The sequence below is a fragment of the Nocardia rhamnosiphila NBRC 108938 genome, from assembly GCF_000720425.1.
GTDB lineage: Bacteria > Actinomycetota > Actinomycetes > Mycobacteriales > Mycobacteriaceae > Nocardia > Nocardia rhamnosiphila.
On the sequence record NZ_JOAJ01000003.1, the window covers coordinates 487755 to 503000 of the forward strand.

At 71.1% G+C, this 15246-nt stretch carries 15 protein-coding genes; 3 read left to right on the forward strand and 12 right to left on the reverse strand.

Features of this window, described 5'->3' with window-relative positions; translation table 11 throughout:
- Nucleotides 1–10 precede the first annotated feature (10 nt).
- The 8 genes from IG75_RS0114105 to rimP all read right to left on the reverse strand — a co-directional run bounded on the left by IG75_RS0114105 (nt 11) and on the right by rimP (nt 8712).
- Nucleotides 11–1360: an MATE family efflux transporter gene (locus IG75_RS0114105; RefSeq protein ID WP_030521715.1), complete on the reverse strand. Its 1350-nt coding sequence runs from the start codon at nt 1358–1360 to the stop codon at nt 11–13.
- 165 nt (nt 1361–1525) lie between these two features.
- Nucleotides 1526–2533, reverse strand: coding sequence for a DHH family phosphoesterase (locus IG75_RS0114110; RefSeq protein ID WP_030521716.1), 1008 nt, complete (start codon nt 2531–2533; stop codon nt 1526–1528).
- A 12-nt stretch (nt 2534–2545) separates the two neighbouring features.
- Nucleotides 2546–2986, reverse strand: coding sequence for a 30S ribosome-binding factor RbfA (gene rbfA, locus IG75_RS0114115; protein ID WP_030521717.1), 441 nt, complete (start codon nt 2984–2986; stop codon nt 2546–2548).
- A gap of 92 nt (nt 2987–3078) precedes the next feature.
- Nucleotides 3079–3369, reverse strand: a complete 291-nt coding sequence (locus IG75_RS0114120; RefSeq protein ID WP_030521718.1) for a DUF503 domain-containing protein — start codon at nt 3367–3369, stop codon at nt 3079–3081.
- A gap of 119 nt (nt 3370–3488) precedes the next feature.
- Nucleotides 3489–6467, reverse strand: coding sequence for a translation initiation factor IF-2 (infB, locus tag IG75_RS0114125; protein WP_030521719.1), 2979 nt, complete (start codon nt 6465–6467; stop codon nt 3489–3491).
- A 108-nt stretch (nt 6468–6575) separates the two neighbouring features.
- Nucleotides 6576–7067 (reverse strand): YlxR family protein, encoded by a 492-nt coding sequence (locus IG75_RS40755; protein WP_345703659.1) that lies wholly within the window; start codon nt 7065–7067, stop codon nt 6576–6578.
- Nucleotides 7064–8092 carry a transcription termination factor NusA gene (nusA, locus tag IG75_RS0114130; RefSeq protein WP_030521720.1) on the reverse strand — a complete coding sequence of 343 codons (1029 nt, stop codon included), beginning with the start codon at nt 8090–8092 and terminating at the stop codon, nt 7064–7066. Before nusA ends, IG75_RS40755 begins: the two co-directional genes overlap by 4 nt.
- On the reverse strand, nt 8089–8712 hold the full coding sequence (gene rimP / locus IG75_RS0114135; RefSeq protein WP_030521721.1) for a ribosome maturation factor RimP: 624 nt from the start codon (nt 8710–8712) through the stop codon (nt 8089–8091). The genes nusA and rimP overlap by 4 nt, the downstream gene beginning before the upstream one ends.
- A 159-nt stretch (nt 8713–8871) precedes the next feature.
- Here rimP and IG75_RS0114140 point away from each other — a divergent pair, with 159 nt between their 5' ends.
- Nucleotides 8872–9435 (forward strand): hypothetical protein, encoded by a 564-nt coding sequence (locus IG75_RS0114140; RefSeq protein WP_307687565.1) that lies wholly within the window; start codon nt 8872–8874, stop codon nt 9433–9435.
- Entirely contained in the window at nt 9432–9866 is a 435-nt protein-coding gene (locus IG75_RS0114145; protein WP_030521723.1) for a ferritin-like domain-containing protein, read from the forward strand. The genes IG75_RS0114140 and IG75_RS0114145 overlap by 4 nt, the downstream gene beginning before the upstream one ends.
- Nucleotides 9867–9878: 12 nt before the next feature.
- Here IG75_RS0114145 and IG75_RS0114150 read toward each other — a convergent pair whose 3' ends face one another.
- The 4 genes from IG75_RS0114150 to IG75_RS0114165 all read right to left on the reverse strand — a co-directional run bounded on the left by IG75_RS0114150 (nt 9879) and on the right by IG75_RS0114165 (nt 14362).
- The gene (locus IG75_RS0114150; protein WP_030521724.1) at nt 9879–10769 is read right to left on the reverse strand and encodes a hypothetical protein; all 891 of its coding nucleotides are present in this window, start codon (nt 10767–10769) and stop codon (nt 9879–9881) included.
- 242 nt (nt 10770–11011) lie between these two features.
- Nucleotides 11012–12820: a hypothetical protein gene (locus tag IG75_RS0114155; RefSeq protein ID WP_063834139.1), complete on the reverse strand. Its 1809-nt coding sequence runs from the start codon at nt 12818–12820 to the stop codon at nt 11012–11014.
- Nucleotides 12821–12983: 163 nt separating this feature from the next.
- Nucleotides 12984–13172, reverse strand: a complete 189-nt coding sequence (locus IG75_RS0114160) for a hypothetical protein (protein WP_030521726.1) — start codon at nt 13170–13172, stop codon at nt 12984–12986.
- Between the two features lie 113 nt (nt 13173–13285).
- The gene (locus IG75_RS0114165; protein ID WP_030521727.1) at nt 13286–14362 is read right to left on the reverse strand and encodes an NAD(P)H-dependent amine dehydrogenase family protein; all 1077 of its coding nucleotides are present in this window, start codon (nt 14360–14362) and stop codon (nt 13286–13288) included.
- 121 nt (nt 14363–14483) lie between these two features.
- On the opposite strand from IG75_RS0114165, the gene IG75_RS0114170 reads away from it, so the two are divergent.
- Nucleotides 14484–15218 carry a glucose 1-dehydrogenase gene (locus tag IG75_RS0114170; RefSeq protein ID WP_030521728.1) on the forward strand — a complete coding sequence of 245 codons (735 nt, stop codon included), beginning with the start codon at nt 14484–14486 and terminating at the stop codon, nt 15216–15218.
- Nucleotides 15219–15246 lie beyond the last annotated feature (28 nt).

The following is a 15246-nucleotide window of genomic DNA, read 5'->3' on the forward strand; positions in this document are numbered from 1 at the left end:
GGCCACCCGTTCACGACGGGATTTCGGCACCGACACGGATCCAGCGCCCCGAGAGCGCCCGCGCACTCACCGCCGCCAGCCGCAACAGCATGAACGCGATCAGGCCGCACCAGATTCCGCCGATCCCCCAATCGAGGGCCAGCGACAGCCAGATCGCCGGCAGGAAACCGACCAGGGCGGCCCCCAGGGTGGTGGTGCGCAGATAGGCGGCGTCCCCCGCGCCCAGCAGCACCCCGTCCAGCGCGAAGACCACACCGGCCACCGGGATCATGGCCACGAAGTACCACCACACGACGCCGGTCCGGTCCAGAACCGCGGCATCGGTGGTGAACAGCGGCGGAATCAGCACCGCGCCCGCCGCGAAGGCCGCGGCCAGGCCCAGCGCGAACACCTCCGACCAGCCGGTGACCCGGCGGGCCACCGCCCGCGCGCCCGCCGCGTTCCGGGCGCCCAGCGCCGATCCCACCAGCGTCTGCGCCGCGATGGCCAGCGAATCCAGGGTGAGGGCGAGAAAATTCCACAGTTGCAGGACCAGCTGATGTGCCGCCACCGACGCCGCCCCGAACCGGGACGCGACGGCGGCGGCCGAGACGAAACACATCTGGAAGGCGAGACTGCGCACGATCAGATCACGGCCGAGGAGCAGCTGGGCCCGCATCACCGGCAGCCGCGGGGCGAGCGGCACCCGGGCCCGGGCGAGCGCACCCAGGAACAACCCGGCCGTCACCGCCTGACCCACCACGTTGGCCACCGCAGACCCGGGCAGTCCCAGCCGCGGCAGCCCGGCGAGTCCGTGCACCAGCAGCGGACACAGCACCGCCGACAGGCCCAGTCCGAGCACCACATAGGTGAGCGGGCGCCGCGTCTGCTGCACCCCCCGCATCCACCCGTTCCCGGCCATGGACAGCAGGATCAGCGGCACTCCGAACAGGGCGATCCGCAACCAGGCCAGTGCCTCGGCCGCGATCTCCGCGTCCCCCGCGACGGCTCCGGCGATCGGTACCCCGCCCACCTGAACCGCCAGGACGATCACCAGTCCGATACCGCCGGCCAGCCAGCTCGCCTGGACGCCCTCCTCGACCGCTCCCGGCTCGTCCCCCGCCCCGTGCCGCCGCGCCGAGCGAGCGGTCGTCCCGTAGGCGAGGAAGGTCAGCTGCGAACTGACCTGGGCGAGGATAAGGCCACCGACGGCCAATCCGGCGAGCGCCAGCGCCCCCAGCCTGCCCACCACGGCGAGATCGAACAACAGGTAGATCGGCTCGGCCACCAGCACGCCCAGGGTCGGCAGCGCCAGACCCAGGATCCGCCGGGGCCCGGCCTCCACCGCCGGGGCCGGTGGCCCGGTCAACTCCGTGTGCATCGTCGGCTTCCCGTCCGTACTCGCCCCGTGCGAGCGCGCCCGGCGGCCCCGGGTCGCGCCGCGGGGCGCCTTCTCAACTGTCGCGAGCGGCGCGCACCCTGATGGCGCCGCTGGGCGAAGCCCATCCGCAAAACGCGCACGGCCGTAGCGAACGCGGAGGTACGCCTAGCCCAGCGCGGTGCGCAACTGCGCCAGGATGTCCGCCGGCTCACCGTAGGTCGTATATCCGGCCGCGTAGCGATGACCGCCGCCGCCGAGACCCGCGGCCACAGCCGCGACATCGGCGCCGTCACCGGTTCCGGGACCGCTGTCCTTGGACCGCAGCGATACCGTCCAGCGGCGTCGCTCATCGGTCGGCCGGGCCTCTTTGAATACCGCCGCGATCCCGGCCTCCGCGGTCGCGCGCACGATATCGACCACACTTTCGGCCTCTTCCTGCCGCACCTCCGCGAGATCGGTGGCCAGCACGAACGCCGCGACCAGCCCGGTTCCGCCGTGCGCCGCGCGATCGAGCCGGGCCGAGGCGAGCACCGTCGACAACATCTGCAACCACGCGAAGGGATGGGTGTCCATCAGGGTGCGGGTGATGGCGGCGCCGTCGATACCGGTGGCCAGCAACCGTTCGGCCAGCGCGTGGGTCCCGGGGGTCACCCAGCGGAACGACCCGCTGTCGGTGGCCAGCCCGGCGAACAGGCAGTGGGCGATCCCGGCGTCGATCGGCTCGCCCCAGGCGTCCAGTAGGGCCGTGATGACACTGGCGGTGGATACGGCGTCGGGATCGATCAGGTTGATCTCCCCGAACCGGGTGTTGGACCGATGATGGTCGATCACCAGCGTGCGTGACGCCCCGGACAGCCGGTCGGCGAGTGCGCCGAGCCGGCCCGCACTGCCGCAGTCCACCGTGACCAGCAGATCCACCTCGGCCGGCACCTCGCCGGGCGGCACCAGGAAGCGCATCCCCGGCAGGGTACGCAGTCCGGCCGCCGGTTCGGCCGGTTCGGCGAACGACACCCGTACCGGCACGCCGCGGCGATCCAGTACCGCGGCCAGCGCCAAACCACTGCCGAGGGTGTCGGCATCGGGCTGGATATGGCACAGGACGGTTACCGAGCGCGCGCTGTTCAGCGCCCCGACGGCCGCGGTGAAGTCGACCGCGGCACCGGTTGTGGTCATATCGGCCGCGACTCAGTCGTCGTCGCGGGGTGTTTTGTACGGGTCCGCGTCGCCCGCCGGGGTGGCCTCGGCGGCCACCCGGGCGACTTCGTCGTCGGCGGCCCGCGCCCGCGCCAGCAGATTCTCCATCTGCCGCGCCGCGTCCGGCACGGTATCGAGCACGAAGCTGAGCGTGGGAGTGAACTTCACCCCGGTACCCGCACCCACCTTCGACCGCAGCACCCCCTTGGCCTTCTCCAGGCCGGCGGACGCGGCGTCGTAGTCGGGTTCGGCGTCGACGGTTTCACCCATCACCGTGTAGAAGATCGTCGCGTCGTGCAGATCGCCGGTCACCCGCGCATCGGTGACGGTAACGAAACGCAGCCGCGGATCCTTGATTTCGTATTCGATTGCCGTGGCCACGATCGCGGAGATCCGCTTGGCGAGCCGGCGTGCCCTGGCTTGATCCACCATGGCCGCTCCTTTCCCTGTTCAGCGACGGTGGGACGGTCCGCGCGATACTTGCCGCACGGACCGCGGCCACCGCTGATATCACTCGCGGCCGGTCAGTCCTCGGGTCCGAAGACGCGCCGGCGTACTGCCAGCAACTGTAACTCCGGACGTGCCGCGACATGCCGTTCGCATCGATCCAGCACGGCCGTCAGATGGTCCATTCCGGCCGACACCATCGCCACCCCGAGCAGGGTGCGGCGGTATCGGTCGTGTTCCCCCGCCTCGGCAGTGCTCACCCCGAAGCGCTGGAGTTCGGCCAGTATCGGCCGGATCACCGAACGCTTCTCCTTCAACGAGTGCACATCACCCAGCAGGATGTCGAATTCGAGTGCACCCAGGTACACGCAACCTCCCGGTTATCGCGACATTCCGGCCGGCGGGACCGGCCACCGGGCCGGTGCACCGCTGTGCCGATATCGATGGCCGGACCCGGGCGGTGGAAGTCCGCCCGGTCCGTATCAGCTCAGTCGCGCGGCTTCTCGCGCAACTCGTAGGCCTCGATGATGTCGCCTTCCTTGATATCGGAGTAGGTCAGCGTCATACCGCATTCGAAGCCCTCGCGAACCTCGGTGGCATCATCCTTCTCCCGGCGCAGCGAGCTGATCGTCGTGGATTCGGCGATCACCACGTTGTCGCGCAGCAGACGAGCTTTGGCATTGCGTTTGACGCTGCCCGAGGTGACCATGCAGCCGGCGATGAGACCGATCTTCGAGGAGCGGAAGATGGCGCGGATCTCGGCCCGGCCCAGCTCCACCTCTTCGTAGATGGGCTTGAGCATGCCCTTGAGCGCGCTCTCGATCTCGTCGATGGCCTGGTAGATCACCGAGTAGTACCGGATATCCACGCCTTCGCGGTTGGCGAGTTCGGTCGCCTTGCCCTCGGCCCGGACATTGAACCCGATGATGATCGCGTTCGACGCCGACGCCAGGTTCACGTTGGTCTCGGTGACACCACCGACACCGCGGTCGATGACCCGCAGCCGGACCTCGTCGTCGATCTGAATCCCGAGCAGGGCCTCTTCGAGCGCCTCGACGGTACCGGAGTTGTCACCCTTGAGGATGAGGTTCAACTCGCTGGTTTCCTTCAGCGCGGCATCCAGATCTTCCAGGCTGATGCGCTTGCGGCTACGCGCGGCCAGCGCGTTGCGCTTACGCGCATTGCGCCGGTCGGCGATCTGGCGGGCGATACGGTCCTCGTCCACCACCAGCAGGTTGTCACCGGCGCCGGGCACCGAGGTGAAACCGACCACCTGCACCGGCCGCGACGGCAGGGCCGCCTCGACATCAACGCCGTGCTCATCGACCATCCGGCGGACGCGGCCGTAGGCGTCGCCGGCGACGATGGAATCGCCGACCCGCAGCGTGCCGCGCTGGATGAGCACCGTGGCGACCGGGCCGCGACCGCGGTCCAGATGCGCCTCGATGGCCACACCCTGGGCGTCCTGTTCCGGGTTCGCCCGCAGGTCGAGCGCGGCGTCCGCGGTGAGCAGCACGGCCTCCAGCAGGGCGTCGATATTGGTGCCCTGTTTGGCGGAGATGTCGACGAACATGGTGTCGCCGCCGTACTCCTCGGCCACCAGGTTGTATTCGGTCAGCTGCTGCCGGATCTTCTCCGGGTTCGCGCCTTCCTTGTCGATCTTGTTGACCGCCACCACGATCGGCACGTCGGCCGCCTGCGCGTGGTTGATCGCCTCCACCGTCTGCGGCATGACGCCGTCATCGGCGGCGACCACCAGGATCGCGATATCGGTGGCCTTCGCACCGCGGGCACGCATGGCGGTGAACGCCTCGTGACCCGGGGTGTCGATGAAGGTGATGAGCCGGTCGTCGTCGCCCAGATGGGTGAGCACCTGGTAGGCGCCGATGTGCTGGGTGATACCGCCGGCCTCGCCCTCGCGGACATTCGCCTTACGGATGGTGTCCAGCAGTCGGGTCTTACCGTGATCGACGTGGCCCATGACGGTGACCACGGGCGGACGCTGCTCGAGGTCTTCCTCGCCGCCCTCGTCCTCACCGTAGGTCAGGTCGAACGATTCCAGCAGCTCGCGGTCCTCGTCCTCGGGGCTGACCACGTGCACGACGTAGTTCATCTCGCCGCCGAGCAGCTCGAGGGTCTCGTCGTTGACCGACTGGGTCGCGGTGACCATCTCACCCAGGTTGAACAGGGCCTGGACCAAGGCGGCCGGGTTCGCGTCGATCTTCTCCGCGAAATCGGACAGCGACGCGCCGCGAGCGAGGCGGATCACCTCACCGTTGCCACGGGGCAACCGCACGCCGCCGACCGACGGGGCCTGCATCGAATCGTATTCCTGGCGCTTCTGCCGCTTCGACTTGCGACCGCGCCGGGGCGCGCCACCGGGACGGCCGAACGCACCGGCCGCACCGCCACGGCCACCGGGACCGCCCGGCCGGCCACCGCCGCCACCGGGACGACCACGGAAACCGCCACCACCGGCGGGAGCACCGGTACCGGCGGGGGCGCCACCGCCACCACCGCGGTAACCACCGCCGCCGCCGCCACCGGGACGACCACCGCCGCCACCGGGGCCGCCACCGGGACGACCGGGACGACCACCGGCGGCCGGGCCCGGGCGGGCCGAACGCTGCGGCATCGCGCCGGGGGTCGGACGCGGGGGCATGGAGTTGGGGCTCGGACGCGGACCACCGGGGCGGGGACCGCCCTGAGCGGCCGCCGGACGGGCACCGCCGGGGCCGGGACGCGGGGCGTTCTGGCCGGGACGGGGACCGCCCTGCGGGCGCGGACCGCCCTGCGCCGGACCGGGACGCGGGCCGCCCTGGCCCGGGGTCGGGCGGGGGCCCGGCTGCGGACGCGGGGACGGACGCTCACGCTCGGGCGCCGACGAGAACGGGTTGTTGCCGACGCGCGGGGTCTTGGGGCCGGGCTTCGGGCCCGGCCGGGCCGGGCTCTGGCCGGTAGCGGCCGGACGCGGCTGACCGGGACGCGGGGCATTGCCCGCCGGACGCGCGCCGGGGGTGGCCGGTTTGGCCGCGGGGGCCTGGGCCTGGGGACGCTCGGGCTCCCGGGCGGGCGCCGGACCCGGTTTCACCGCGGGGCCGGGACGCGGACCCGCGGGTTTCGGGGCGTTACCGGCGGCCGGAGCCACGGTGGACTCGGCGGTCGGCGCGCTATCGGCCGGACTCGGGGCCGCGGGGATCCGCGGTCCGGGACGCGGGCCGGGCGCCGCGGGTTTAGCCGCACCCGAGGGACCGGGGCGCGCGGTGGTCTTGGATCCGTTGGATCCGGATTTCGCCGGGGCGGATTTCGCCGCGAACGATTCGCGCAGCCGGCGCGCGACGGGTGCCTCCACCGTCGACGACGCAGACTTCACGAACTCGCCCTGCTCCTTGAGCTTCGCGAGTAGTTCTTTACTCGTGACACCGAGTTCTTTTGCCAACTCGTGCACGCGGGCCTTGCCTGCCACTGCTCTCCTCACTGAGAGGTCGAGCAGTGCCGCCCGCCTGCTGGCGGGGACCCGCACGACCTCGGGTTAACTCCGATGGACGTTCATCGTTGGTACTTCACGGTGTGCTCATGAGTGCTCGTGCCTGTTCTCGAGGTGTTGCTCCACGGCTGAGATATCCAGATGTCCGGACACTCGTAGTGCTCTGCCGATCGCTCGGCGCCGGACCGCTGTGCTCAGACAAGCCGAAAAGGGGTGCAGCCACGCACCCCGCCCGGAAAGTCTGCGCTGTGGATCGGGAACGATCGTGACAGTGTCCGTACCGTCGCCGGTCGAACATCCGCACACCACGATCCTCAGCAGTTCGGGGGCCGGTTCGCGTTTCCGGCAACCGACACACGTTCGCACCGGAGCCACCGGGCGCCGGAGCGCCGCCGACTCATCGCCGCGTTCGCGGTCGGTAACCGAAGACTCGGACCGAACCTCGTACCACTCTACCGCTGACCGCTGCGTGCCCTCCAACCCCGCCCCCGATGACGTCGCGCGGACCGAGTCCACGCGGCGTGTTCGCTGGTCGCGGGTCGCCGGCCGGGCGGACGCCGATTCGGGGTCGGGTGTCACCGGCGATGCGCCTCCGTTCGCACCGCGCCCCCGGCGTCCGGGGCCGCGTCGCTGCGGATATCGATCCGCCAGCCGGTGAGCCGGGCCGCGAGGCGGGCGTTCTGCCCCTCCTTGCCGATGGCCAGCGAGAGCTGGAAATCCGGGACGATCACCCGGGCAGCCCGGGCGTCCGGGTCCACAACTGTGACGGAAACCACTTTCGACGGCGAGAGCGCATTGCCGACGAAGGTCGCCGGATCGTCGGCGTAGTCGATGATGTCGATCTTCTCGCCGGCCAGTTCGCTCATCACATTGCGCACCCGCTGCCCCATCGGACCGATACAGGCGCCCTTGGCGTTCACCCCGGAGACCGTGGAGCGCACCGCGATCTTGGACCGGTGCCCCGCCTCCCGGGCCACCGCCACGATCTCCACCGACCCGTCCGCGATCTCGGGCACCTCCAGCGCGAACAGGCGCCGGACCAGATTGGGATGGGTCCGCGACAGCGTGATCTGCGGGCCACGCGGGCCGCGCGACACCCCCACCACGTAGCACTTGATCCGGTCGCCGTGCTCGTAGCTCTCGCCGGGCACCTGCTCGGCGGACGGGATCAGACCCTCGGTCCCGTGCAACTCGCTACCGATCCGCACCACCACCGTGCCGCGGGCATTGGCGCGCGCGTCACGCTGCACCACGCCGCCGACGATATCGCCCTCATGGGTCGAGAACTCGCCGAAGGATTTCTCGTTCTCCGCGTCCCGCAACCGCTGCAGGACGACCTGACGCGCCGTGGTGGCGGCGATCCGGCCGAAACCCTCGGGGGTGTCGTCCCATTCGGAGATCACATTGCCGTCGGCGTCGAGTTCGGTGGCCAGCACCCGCACGACTCCGGTGCGCTGATTGATCTCGACCCGGGCGTTGGGTTGGTGGCCCTCGGTGTGCTTGTAGGCGGTGAGCAGCGCGGATTCGATCGCGGAGATCACGGTTTCGATCGATATCCCCTTATCCGCCACGATGGCGCGCAGGGCTTCGATTTCGATGTTCATTCCATGGTCCCTTCGGTCGAATCGGACGCGGCGACAGCAGTTCCGGTGGGCTCCGCGGCGTCCACTCCCGCGGGTGGGCGGCCGGCGGCGACGCCCCCGGCGAGTTCGAGTTCGCGCGCATTCGGCGGGGAGAACTCCACCTCCACCACGGCGCGCGCGATATCCACCAGACCGACGCTCGCCAGGCGCGGTCCGGGCTTACCACTCAGTACCAGCGCGATCCGGTCGTCGTCGAGGTCACCGATCCGGGCGGTGAAGCGCGTCGGCAGACCGGGCTCCGGCGGTGCGACGCCCGGTTTCAAGGTGATCTCGGCCTTCCGACCGCGAGCCCGGCGCCAGTGCCGGGGGGCGGTGAGCGGGCGGTCGATTCCGGGAGTGGTCACCTCGAGCAGGTACCGGGCGGCCTCGAATTCGTCGTCCGCGTCGTCCAGGCAAGCCGACACCTGCGCGCTGAGTTCGGCGATGGTGTCCAGATCGGCGCTGCGGTCACTGTCCACGATAACCCGTACCCGGGTCTGTCCCGCCGCGGTCGAAACCTCGACACCCTCGAGATCGAATCCTCGACCGGCGACGAGTCCGGCGACGAGCCGGCTCACCCTCTCCTCGGTCGGCATGGGCATATGGGCAGCTCCTGGTTCAGTTGTCACGCGGACGGAAATGTTCTGTGCCGGTGACCTAGCGTAACGCGCCCGGAGAAGGTAAAGGACCAGCGGTCGGCGGTAAGTCCGCGCGGTGGTGCCCGCAGCCGGAGGGCGCCTCCGGTCTGGCACGATGGTCCGGTGACCGAGCGCGTTACCGACCGGCCCGCGGCCGGGTGTCCCCGCGGCCCCTCCCCCGACCGGGCGGGCAGCGCCCGCCGGATGAATCGCCGTACCGCGCTACGGGTCGCGGGCGGCGGCACGGTCGGATTGTTCGCCGTCGGCGCCCTGGTCGCCTGCGCGGAAGATCCGATCACCGAGCCGGATGTGCTGGTCGCCCAAGAATTCTCGGCACGCAGCGATGCCGCGGCGGCCACCGCCGCCATCGCGATCGAACCGCAGCGCACGGACGCGCTCACCGTCATCGCCGCGGAACGCACCGCGCACGCGGCGGCGCTGCGCACCGAGATCGATCGGGCGATCGGCGTCTACGGCGACGGGACGACCCCCGCCGTACGCACCCCGGCGCCCACCACGACGGCGGCCCCGGACGCGCCGCCGAGTATCGCCGCGCTGCGCGATCAGCTGACGTCCTCGCAGCGGGCCGCGTCCGATCTCGCCGTCACCCAGTCCGGCTACCGGGCGGGGCTGCTCGCCTCGATCAGCGCCGCCTGCGCGGTCCAGGTGGGGGTGCTGCTGGTATGAGCGGAAAGGAACAGCAGGCGCTGCGCGACGCCCTCGAGGCCGAATACGCGGCGGTCTACGCCTACGGCCTGATCGCCGCCCATTCGAGCCCGGAGCTGCGGCGCACGGTCAACGAGCACACCGCCGCGCACCGCGCCCGCCGGGACGGCACCGTCGATCTCCTCACCGGCGACGGGGCCGCCGCGCCACCTCCCGAGCCCGCCTACACGGTGCCCGTCGAGGTCACCGACCCGGCGTCGGCCGCGCGGCTGGCCGTGGTGGTGGAAACCGATACGGCCGTGGCCTGGCGCGCGGTGATCGAACACGCCGGTACCGAGCTCATCCGGCGCACCGGCCTGGAAGCGCTCACCGAATCGGCCGGGCGGCGAGCCGTCTGGCAGGCGGCGGCCGGTATCACCCCGGCGACCACCGCGTTCCCCGGACAGCCCTGATCCGGCTCCGGATCAGGGCGGTGCCCATTCCGTGCGGTTGGTCGAGTTCGACCGATCGGACCGGGGCCGGGGGAAGACCGTCTCCTCCTTGCTGCCGCGGCCACGCGACCAGGGCGCGCTGCCTCGCGGTGGGCGTTCCTGCGGGGTGAGGGATCCCAGCCCGCCCGGCATGCCGGGAGCGTAGGGCATCGACGAGCCCGTCCCCGAGTTCCACGGCGTGGACCCGGGCGTATGACCGGATGCCTGCTCCGTTCCCGCGGGAGTCCACGGGGTGTGCCCGGCCGCCGCGGTGATCGGGTCGCCCGGCGGCACCGCGGCGTCGGTCCGGGGCGGGTCGTCCGCGGCAGGGACCGGCGTCGCCGACGGCTGCCCCGCGGCCGGTGGGCCGGGGGCGGTCTCGGGTGATTCCGGGGTGGTGCCCGGGAGCGGGTGCGCCCGGGCCGCCGCGTGCGGTGTCGGCTCCGGGTCCGGGTCCGGCCGGTCGCCTACCGCGCCACCAGTGGTCGTGGGTGCCGTGGATTCCGGGGAAGCGTCGGCCGTCGGCCGGTCGGCGGAACCCGGGTCGTGATCGGCCGCACCGGTCACGGTGGACTTCTCCCCCGGGACGGGACGGTCCGCGGGTGGCGGGAGTTCCCCGGGGGGCGGAGATTCCGCGGGCGGCGGGAGTGTTGCGGGCGGCGGGAGTTCCGCGTCGCCGGGCGCGGTGGAGGCGGCGATATCGGCCGGCCCGAGATGCTGCGCGGCCGCCGTATCCGCCTGCACCAGTAAGGCGATCGTCTGCGCACCTCCGGCCGCGTCCCGCACGCCGCGTCGCATCGCCTCGCCGGCGTGCCCCCCGACCGCCCCGAGCCTGGTGGCCAGCTCTCCGGTGACGGAGTCCACGGACGCACCGTCCTCGGTCATCGCCACCGCCTCGTCTCACCCTGGGGCCGGCCGTCGCGACAGGGGCCGCTGTACCGTGCACGAAACCTCACGCCGCCGAGGCCGGATCGACTCGTCCCCCCGACTGTGGGCCCGGACACCCCGCGACATCTGACACGTAACCACCGCCACTCCCGGCTGCTACCACCGGGAGTGGGAAGGCATGCTCGGGAGCGTGATTCGGCTGCCGGAAGCACCCGGGCCGCCGGCGCGGCGGCACCTCGCTACGAGTACGACGCGACTCCGACCGGACCGGTACCCAGGCACACCGTCGATCCGGGGGTCCCGTTCCGGATGATCAGTGCCGAGCCGCTGCCGACGATCCGCACGTACACGGTGTTCAGGCCGGCCCGGACCGGCGCCTCGACCCGGTCACCGCGTTCCAGACCCACGGTGAGAGTCGCGTCGCGATCGGCGAAATAGTTGAGCTGGGCGGTCCACTCGTGTGCGATCATGGGGCCGTCGAGGGGGACCCGGACCGGGAGATCCCCACCGATCCGGTAACCGCAGCCCGGTTCCGGACCGGGCGGAATTCCGCGGTTCCACCAGACCCGGGCGTCGGCGAATTCGCCGGAGTCGGTGATCATGCGCAGGCGGCCCGTGGCGACGGCGAAGGCGCCGGGCGGAGCGATCGACGAGAGCACCCGGCTCGCCTCGTTCTCGGGATAGGCCGTCGGATTCAGCACGGTCCACGGCACCTCCTGGGCGAGCAGCGGCGCCCCGTCCCACTGCGCGAACTCCGATTTCAGCGTGGTCACATACGCTTTCGTCGGACCCTCGGACCAGCTGCGGGTGAATGTGTAGGTCGACCAGAGGCTGCTCAACGCGAATACCGCCACCACGACGACCGCGGGAAGGGGCCCGCGCCACCGGCTGTCTCCCGTCGCGTGTCCACGCGGGGCGCCACCCGTCGCGCGACCACGGACGAAGGCCCGCAAGATCAGGGCGCCCGCGGCGGTGAGTACCACCGCGGCATCGGCCAGATAGCGCAGCGACATCATGAGTTCGTCGACGGTATTGGGCCCCGCCCGCATCAGGACCACCGGAATCTGCACCGCGGGTACATAGGCCACCGCTGCCACCCACACCGGCCAGACCACGCGCCGGGCGCGTACGGTCAGCAGTATTCCGGCGGCCAGCAGCGCCCACGCCGCCCAGACCGCCCAGCCGGGGGCGACCGCCCACGGCGCCGACGGCACCCACCGCTCCCAGCCCCACGGCCCGCCCAGCAGCGCGGTCACCACTCCGGCCCAGGCCGCCCGGGGCAGCATATGGGCCAGGTCGGCGGAGCCGCCCTCGCCGCGGGAAAGCCCGACTGCCGCCAGATAGAACACCGCCCACAGCGCGAGGACCACCGCGGCCCCGGCCCACAGCCCCGCGCCGCGTCGCAGTACCTCCGGCACGGCCGGACGGCGCCCGTCGACGTAGCGCCGCAGCAGGACCACGGCGAAGGCCACGAACGGCACCACGACCGCCTTTTCGAAGAACAGCAGCCCCACCGTCGTGACCAGTACTCCGGAGATCGCGTACCGGCGCCGGCCGGTACGGTCCAGCAGCACCGCGTCGCCCACCACCCAGGCAAGCGCGAACTGCAGGGGGAGAGCGTTCAGCGCCGCCGACCACCAGGCGAAGGCCGGCAGGGTCAGGGGGGAGAACAGATAGAACGCCAGGGGGATCAGCAGCGCCCGGCGCCGCCCGAGTAGCACCAGCAGCATGCGCAGCACCGCCAGCGAGGCCGCCAGCTGGCCGGCCAGCAGCACTGCCGCCGTCACCCCCCAGTTCAGCGGCGCGAGGGTGGTGACCAGCCAGGACACCGCGAAGGCCAGCGGCATGAAATGGCCGTCGTGATCGTGCAGCAGCAGATCACCGGACAGCAGCGGCAGGGTCCCGGCCCGGCCGGCCAGAATCAGATCGTCCCAGTAGAAGTATCCGTGCGCGGTCACCCCCGCACGAACCGCGAGTTGTGCCGCGATGAGCCCGGCCGCCACCCACAGCACGGTGACGCCGGGGGCCCGCAGTCGGTTCGCCAGCACGGCCCGCGCATGCGCCGGGAACGCCGCCGGGCTCCGGATAGACGTTCGCTCCGGTGTGAGTGCCGGAGCGGTTCCCATGTCGACCCACCCTACAAGCGACCCGGCCGGAGCACCGTGGCATCGGTGCTCCGGCCGGGTCGGCGACGGTTTTCCACGGCGGGTCCTACTTGTCGGCCTCGGCGTTCGGCTCGGCGTCCACGCCGAGGTCGTACTCGCTCAGATCCACGGCATCGGTGCGTTCGTCTCCGATATCCAGCAGTTGCGCGACGGCGTCGGAATCACCGTGCGCGGCCCGTTCGCGCAATTCGGTCAGGTTCGGCTCGCGATGGCCGGACCGTTCGGGCTCATACATACAGCGCACCTTCCCTGGAGGTTCGGCGCCGAGCCAGCGGCTCGTACGCTCCGGCATCCGAGCTTAGGTGCGTTGCCGGATCGCCGCCGAATCCGCAGGAAGATCCCCCCGGGTCAGCCGAGAGCCCTGAGCCCCGGGCCGGTGTACAACGGCAGGTCACCGGTGGTTCGGATACCCGGTTCGGCGGCCACGACCGCGGGTATGGCATTGACCACCCGGCCCACACCGGCCAGGATCGCCGCGTAGTTGTGGTCGCCGTGCCGGCTGGACGGGCAGATGTCCACCGCGTAGGAGGGCTCGCCGGTGATCTCCACCCGGTAGGAGCCGCCGGGCTGCGCCGGCCGCGCCCAATCCGGTCGCAGATCATCGCGCAGACGGGTGATGTGCTCGACCACGATGGCGGGGCGACCGGCCACATGGCCGGTGATCTCGAACCGCAGCGCGGCCTGCGTGCCCGCGGGCACCTCACCCACCGCGACCCGGAAGCTCTCCGGGGCGGGTTCCCGTTCGTAGGTTTCGGTGATCTCGTCGATCTGCACGCCGAGCCCGGCCGCGAGCGCCCGCATCCCCGCGCCCCACGCGATACCCAGCACACCCGGTTGCAACAGCATCGGGGTCGTGTCGAGCGGCGTGCCGAACCCCATGACGTCGAACATGACCGTGGAGCCGTCGTAGGTGGCGTAGTCCGCCAGTTCCAGGCAGCGCACCTGCTCGACCTGCCGGCAGGTGGAGGCGAGTGCGAACGGGATCAGGTCGTTGACGAATCCCGGGTCGACCCCGTTGACGAAAAGACTCGTGCCACCGGCGGTGGCGGCCGCCTCCACCTCGGCGAAGAATTTCGCCGGCAGCGTCCCCCACGGATACATCAGCAGCCCGGGCGCGGTGCCCACGACGTTCACCCCGGCGGCGAGGATGCGGCGGATATCGGCCATCGCCTCGACCAGCCGGGTATCGCCCATGGCGCAGTACACCGCGCAGTCCGGGCGGGTGGTTAGCAGCTCGTCGAGGTCGCCGACCGCCGTGATCCCGGTACCGGCGCCCAGCCCCGCCAGTTCCCCCGCGTCGATACCGATCTTGGCCGGGTCGGACACCCATACCCCGACGAGTTCGAAGCGTTCGTCGGTGATGAGCTGGGTGAGGGCGATCCGCCCGGCGTTACCGGTGCCGATGAGGACGACGCGTTGGGCCATTGATTCTCCTAGATCCGGGGATCGCGGCGGCGAAACCACTGTTCAGCCGCCGCCTGCCAACCGAGCACGGCTCTGGACCAGTGTCTAGAACGTGTTCCAGTTTCATGGTAGCGTCACCGCCATGGGACGTGTAGACGGCAAAGTTGCCCTGATCAGTGGCGGCGCCCGGGGCATGGGCGCCGCCCACGCGAAACTGCTCGCGGCCGAGGGCGCGCAGGTTGTCATCGGCGATGTTCTCCACGACGAGGGCAAAGCGCTGGCCGACGAGATCGGCGCCGTCGCGCGTTATGTCCCGCTGGACGTCACCGAGCCCGAGCAGTGGGATACGGCCGTCGCGACGGCCGTCACCGAATTCGGCAAACTCGACGTACTGGTGAACAATGCCGGGATCGTCAACGGCGCCCCGCTGCAGAAGCTGTCTCTGGAGAAGTTCCGCGCGGTCCTCGACGTCAACCTGGTCGGCACCTTCCTGGGTATGCGCGCCGCCGTCGAACCCATGATCGCCGCCGGGGGCGGGTCGATCATCAATGTCTCCTCTGTCGAAGGTCTACGCGGCGCGCCCTTCGCGCACGGCTACGTGGCGTCGAAGTGGGGCGTGCGCGGGCTGGCGAAATCCGCCGCGCTGGAATTGGCCCCGCACAAGATCCGTGTCAATTCGGTCCACCCCGGCCTCATCCGCACGCCGATGACCGAGAACATCCCCGACGATCTGGTGACCATCCCGCTGGGCCGTCCCGCCGAATCCGATGAGGTCGCGACCTTCATCCTCTTCCTGGCCAGCGACGAATCCTCCTACGCGACGGGCAGCGAGTTCGTGGTGGACGGCGGATTGGTCACCGGAGTCCCGCACAAGTAACGCCGAACGGGCGACACCCACCCGGCCG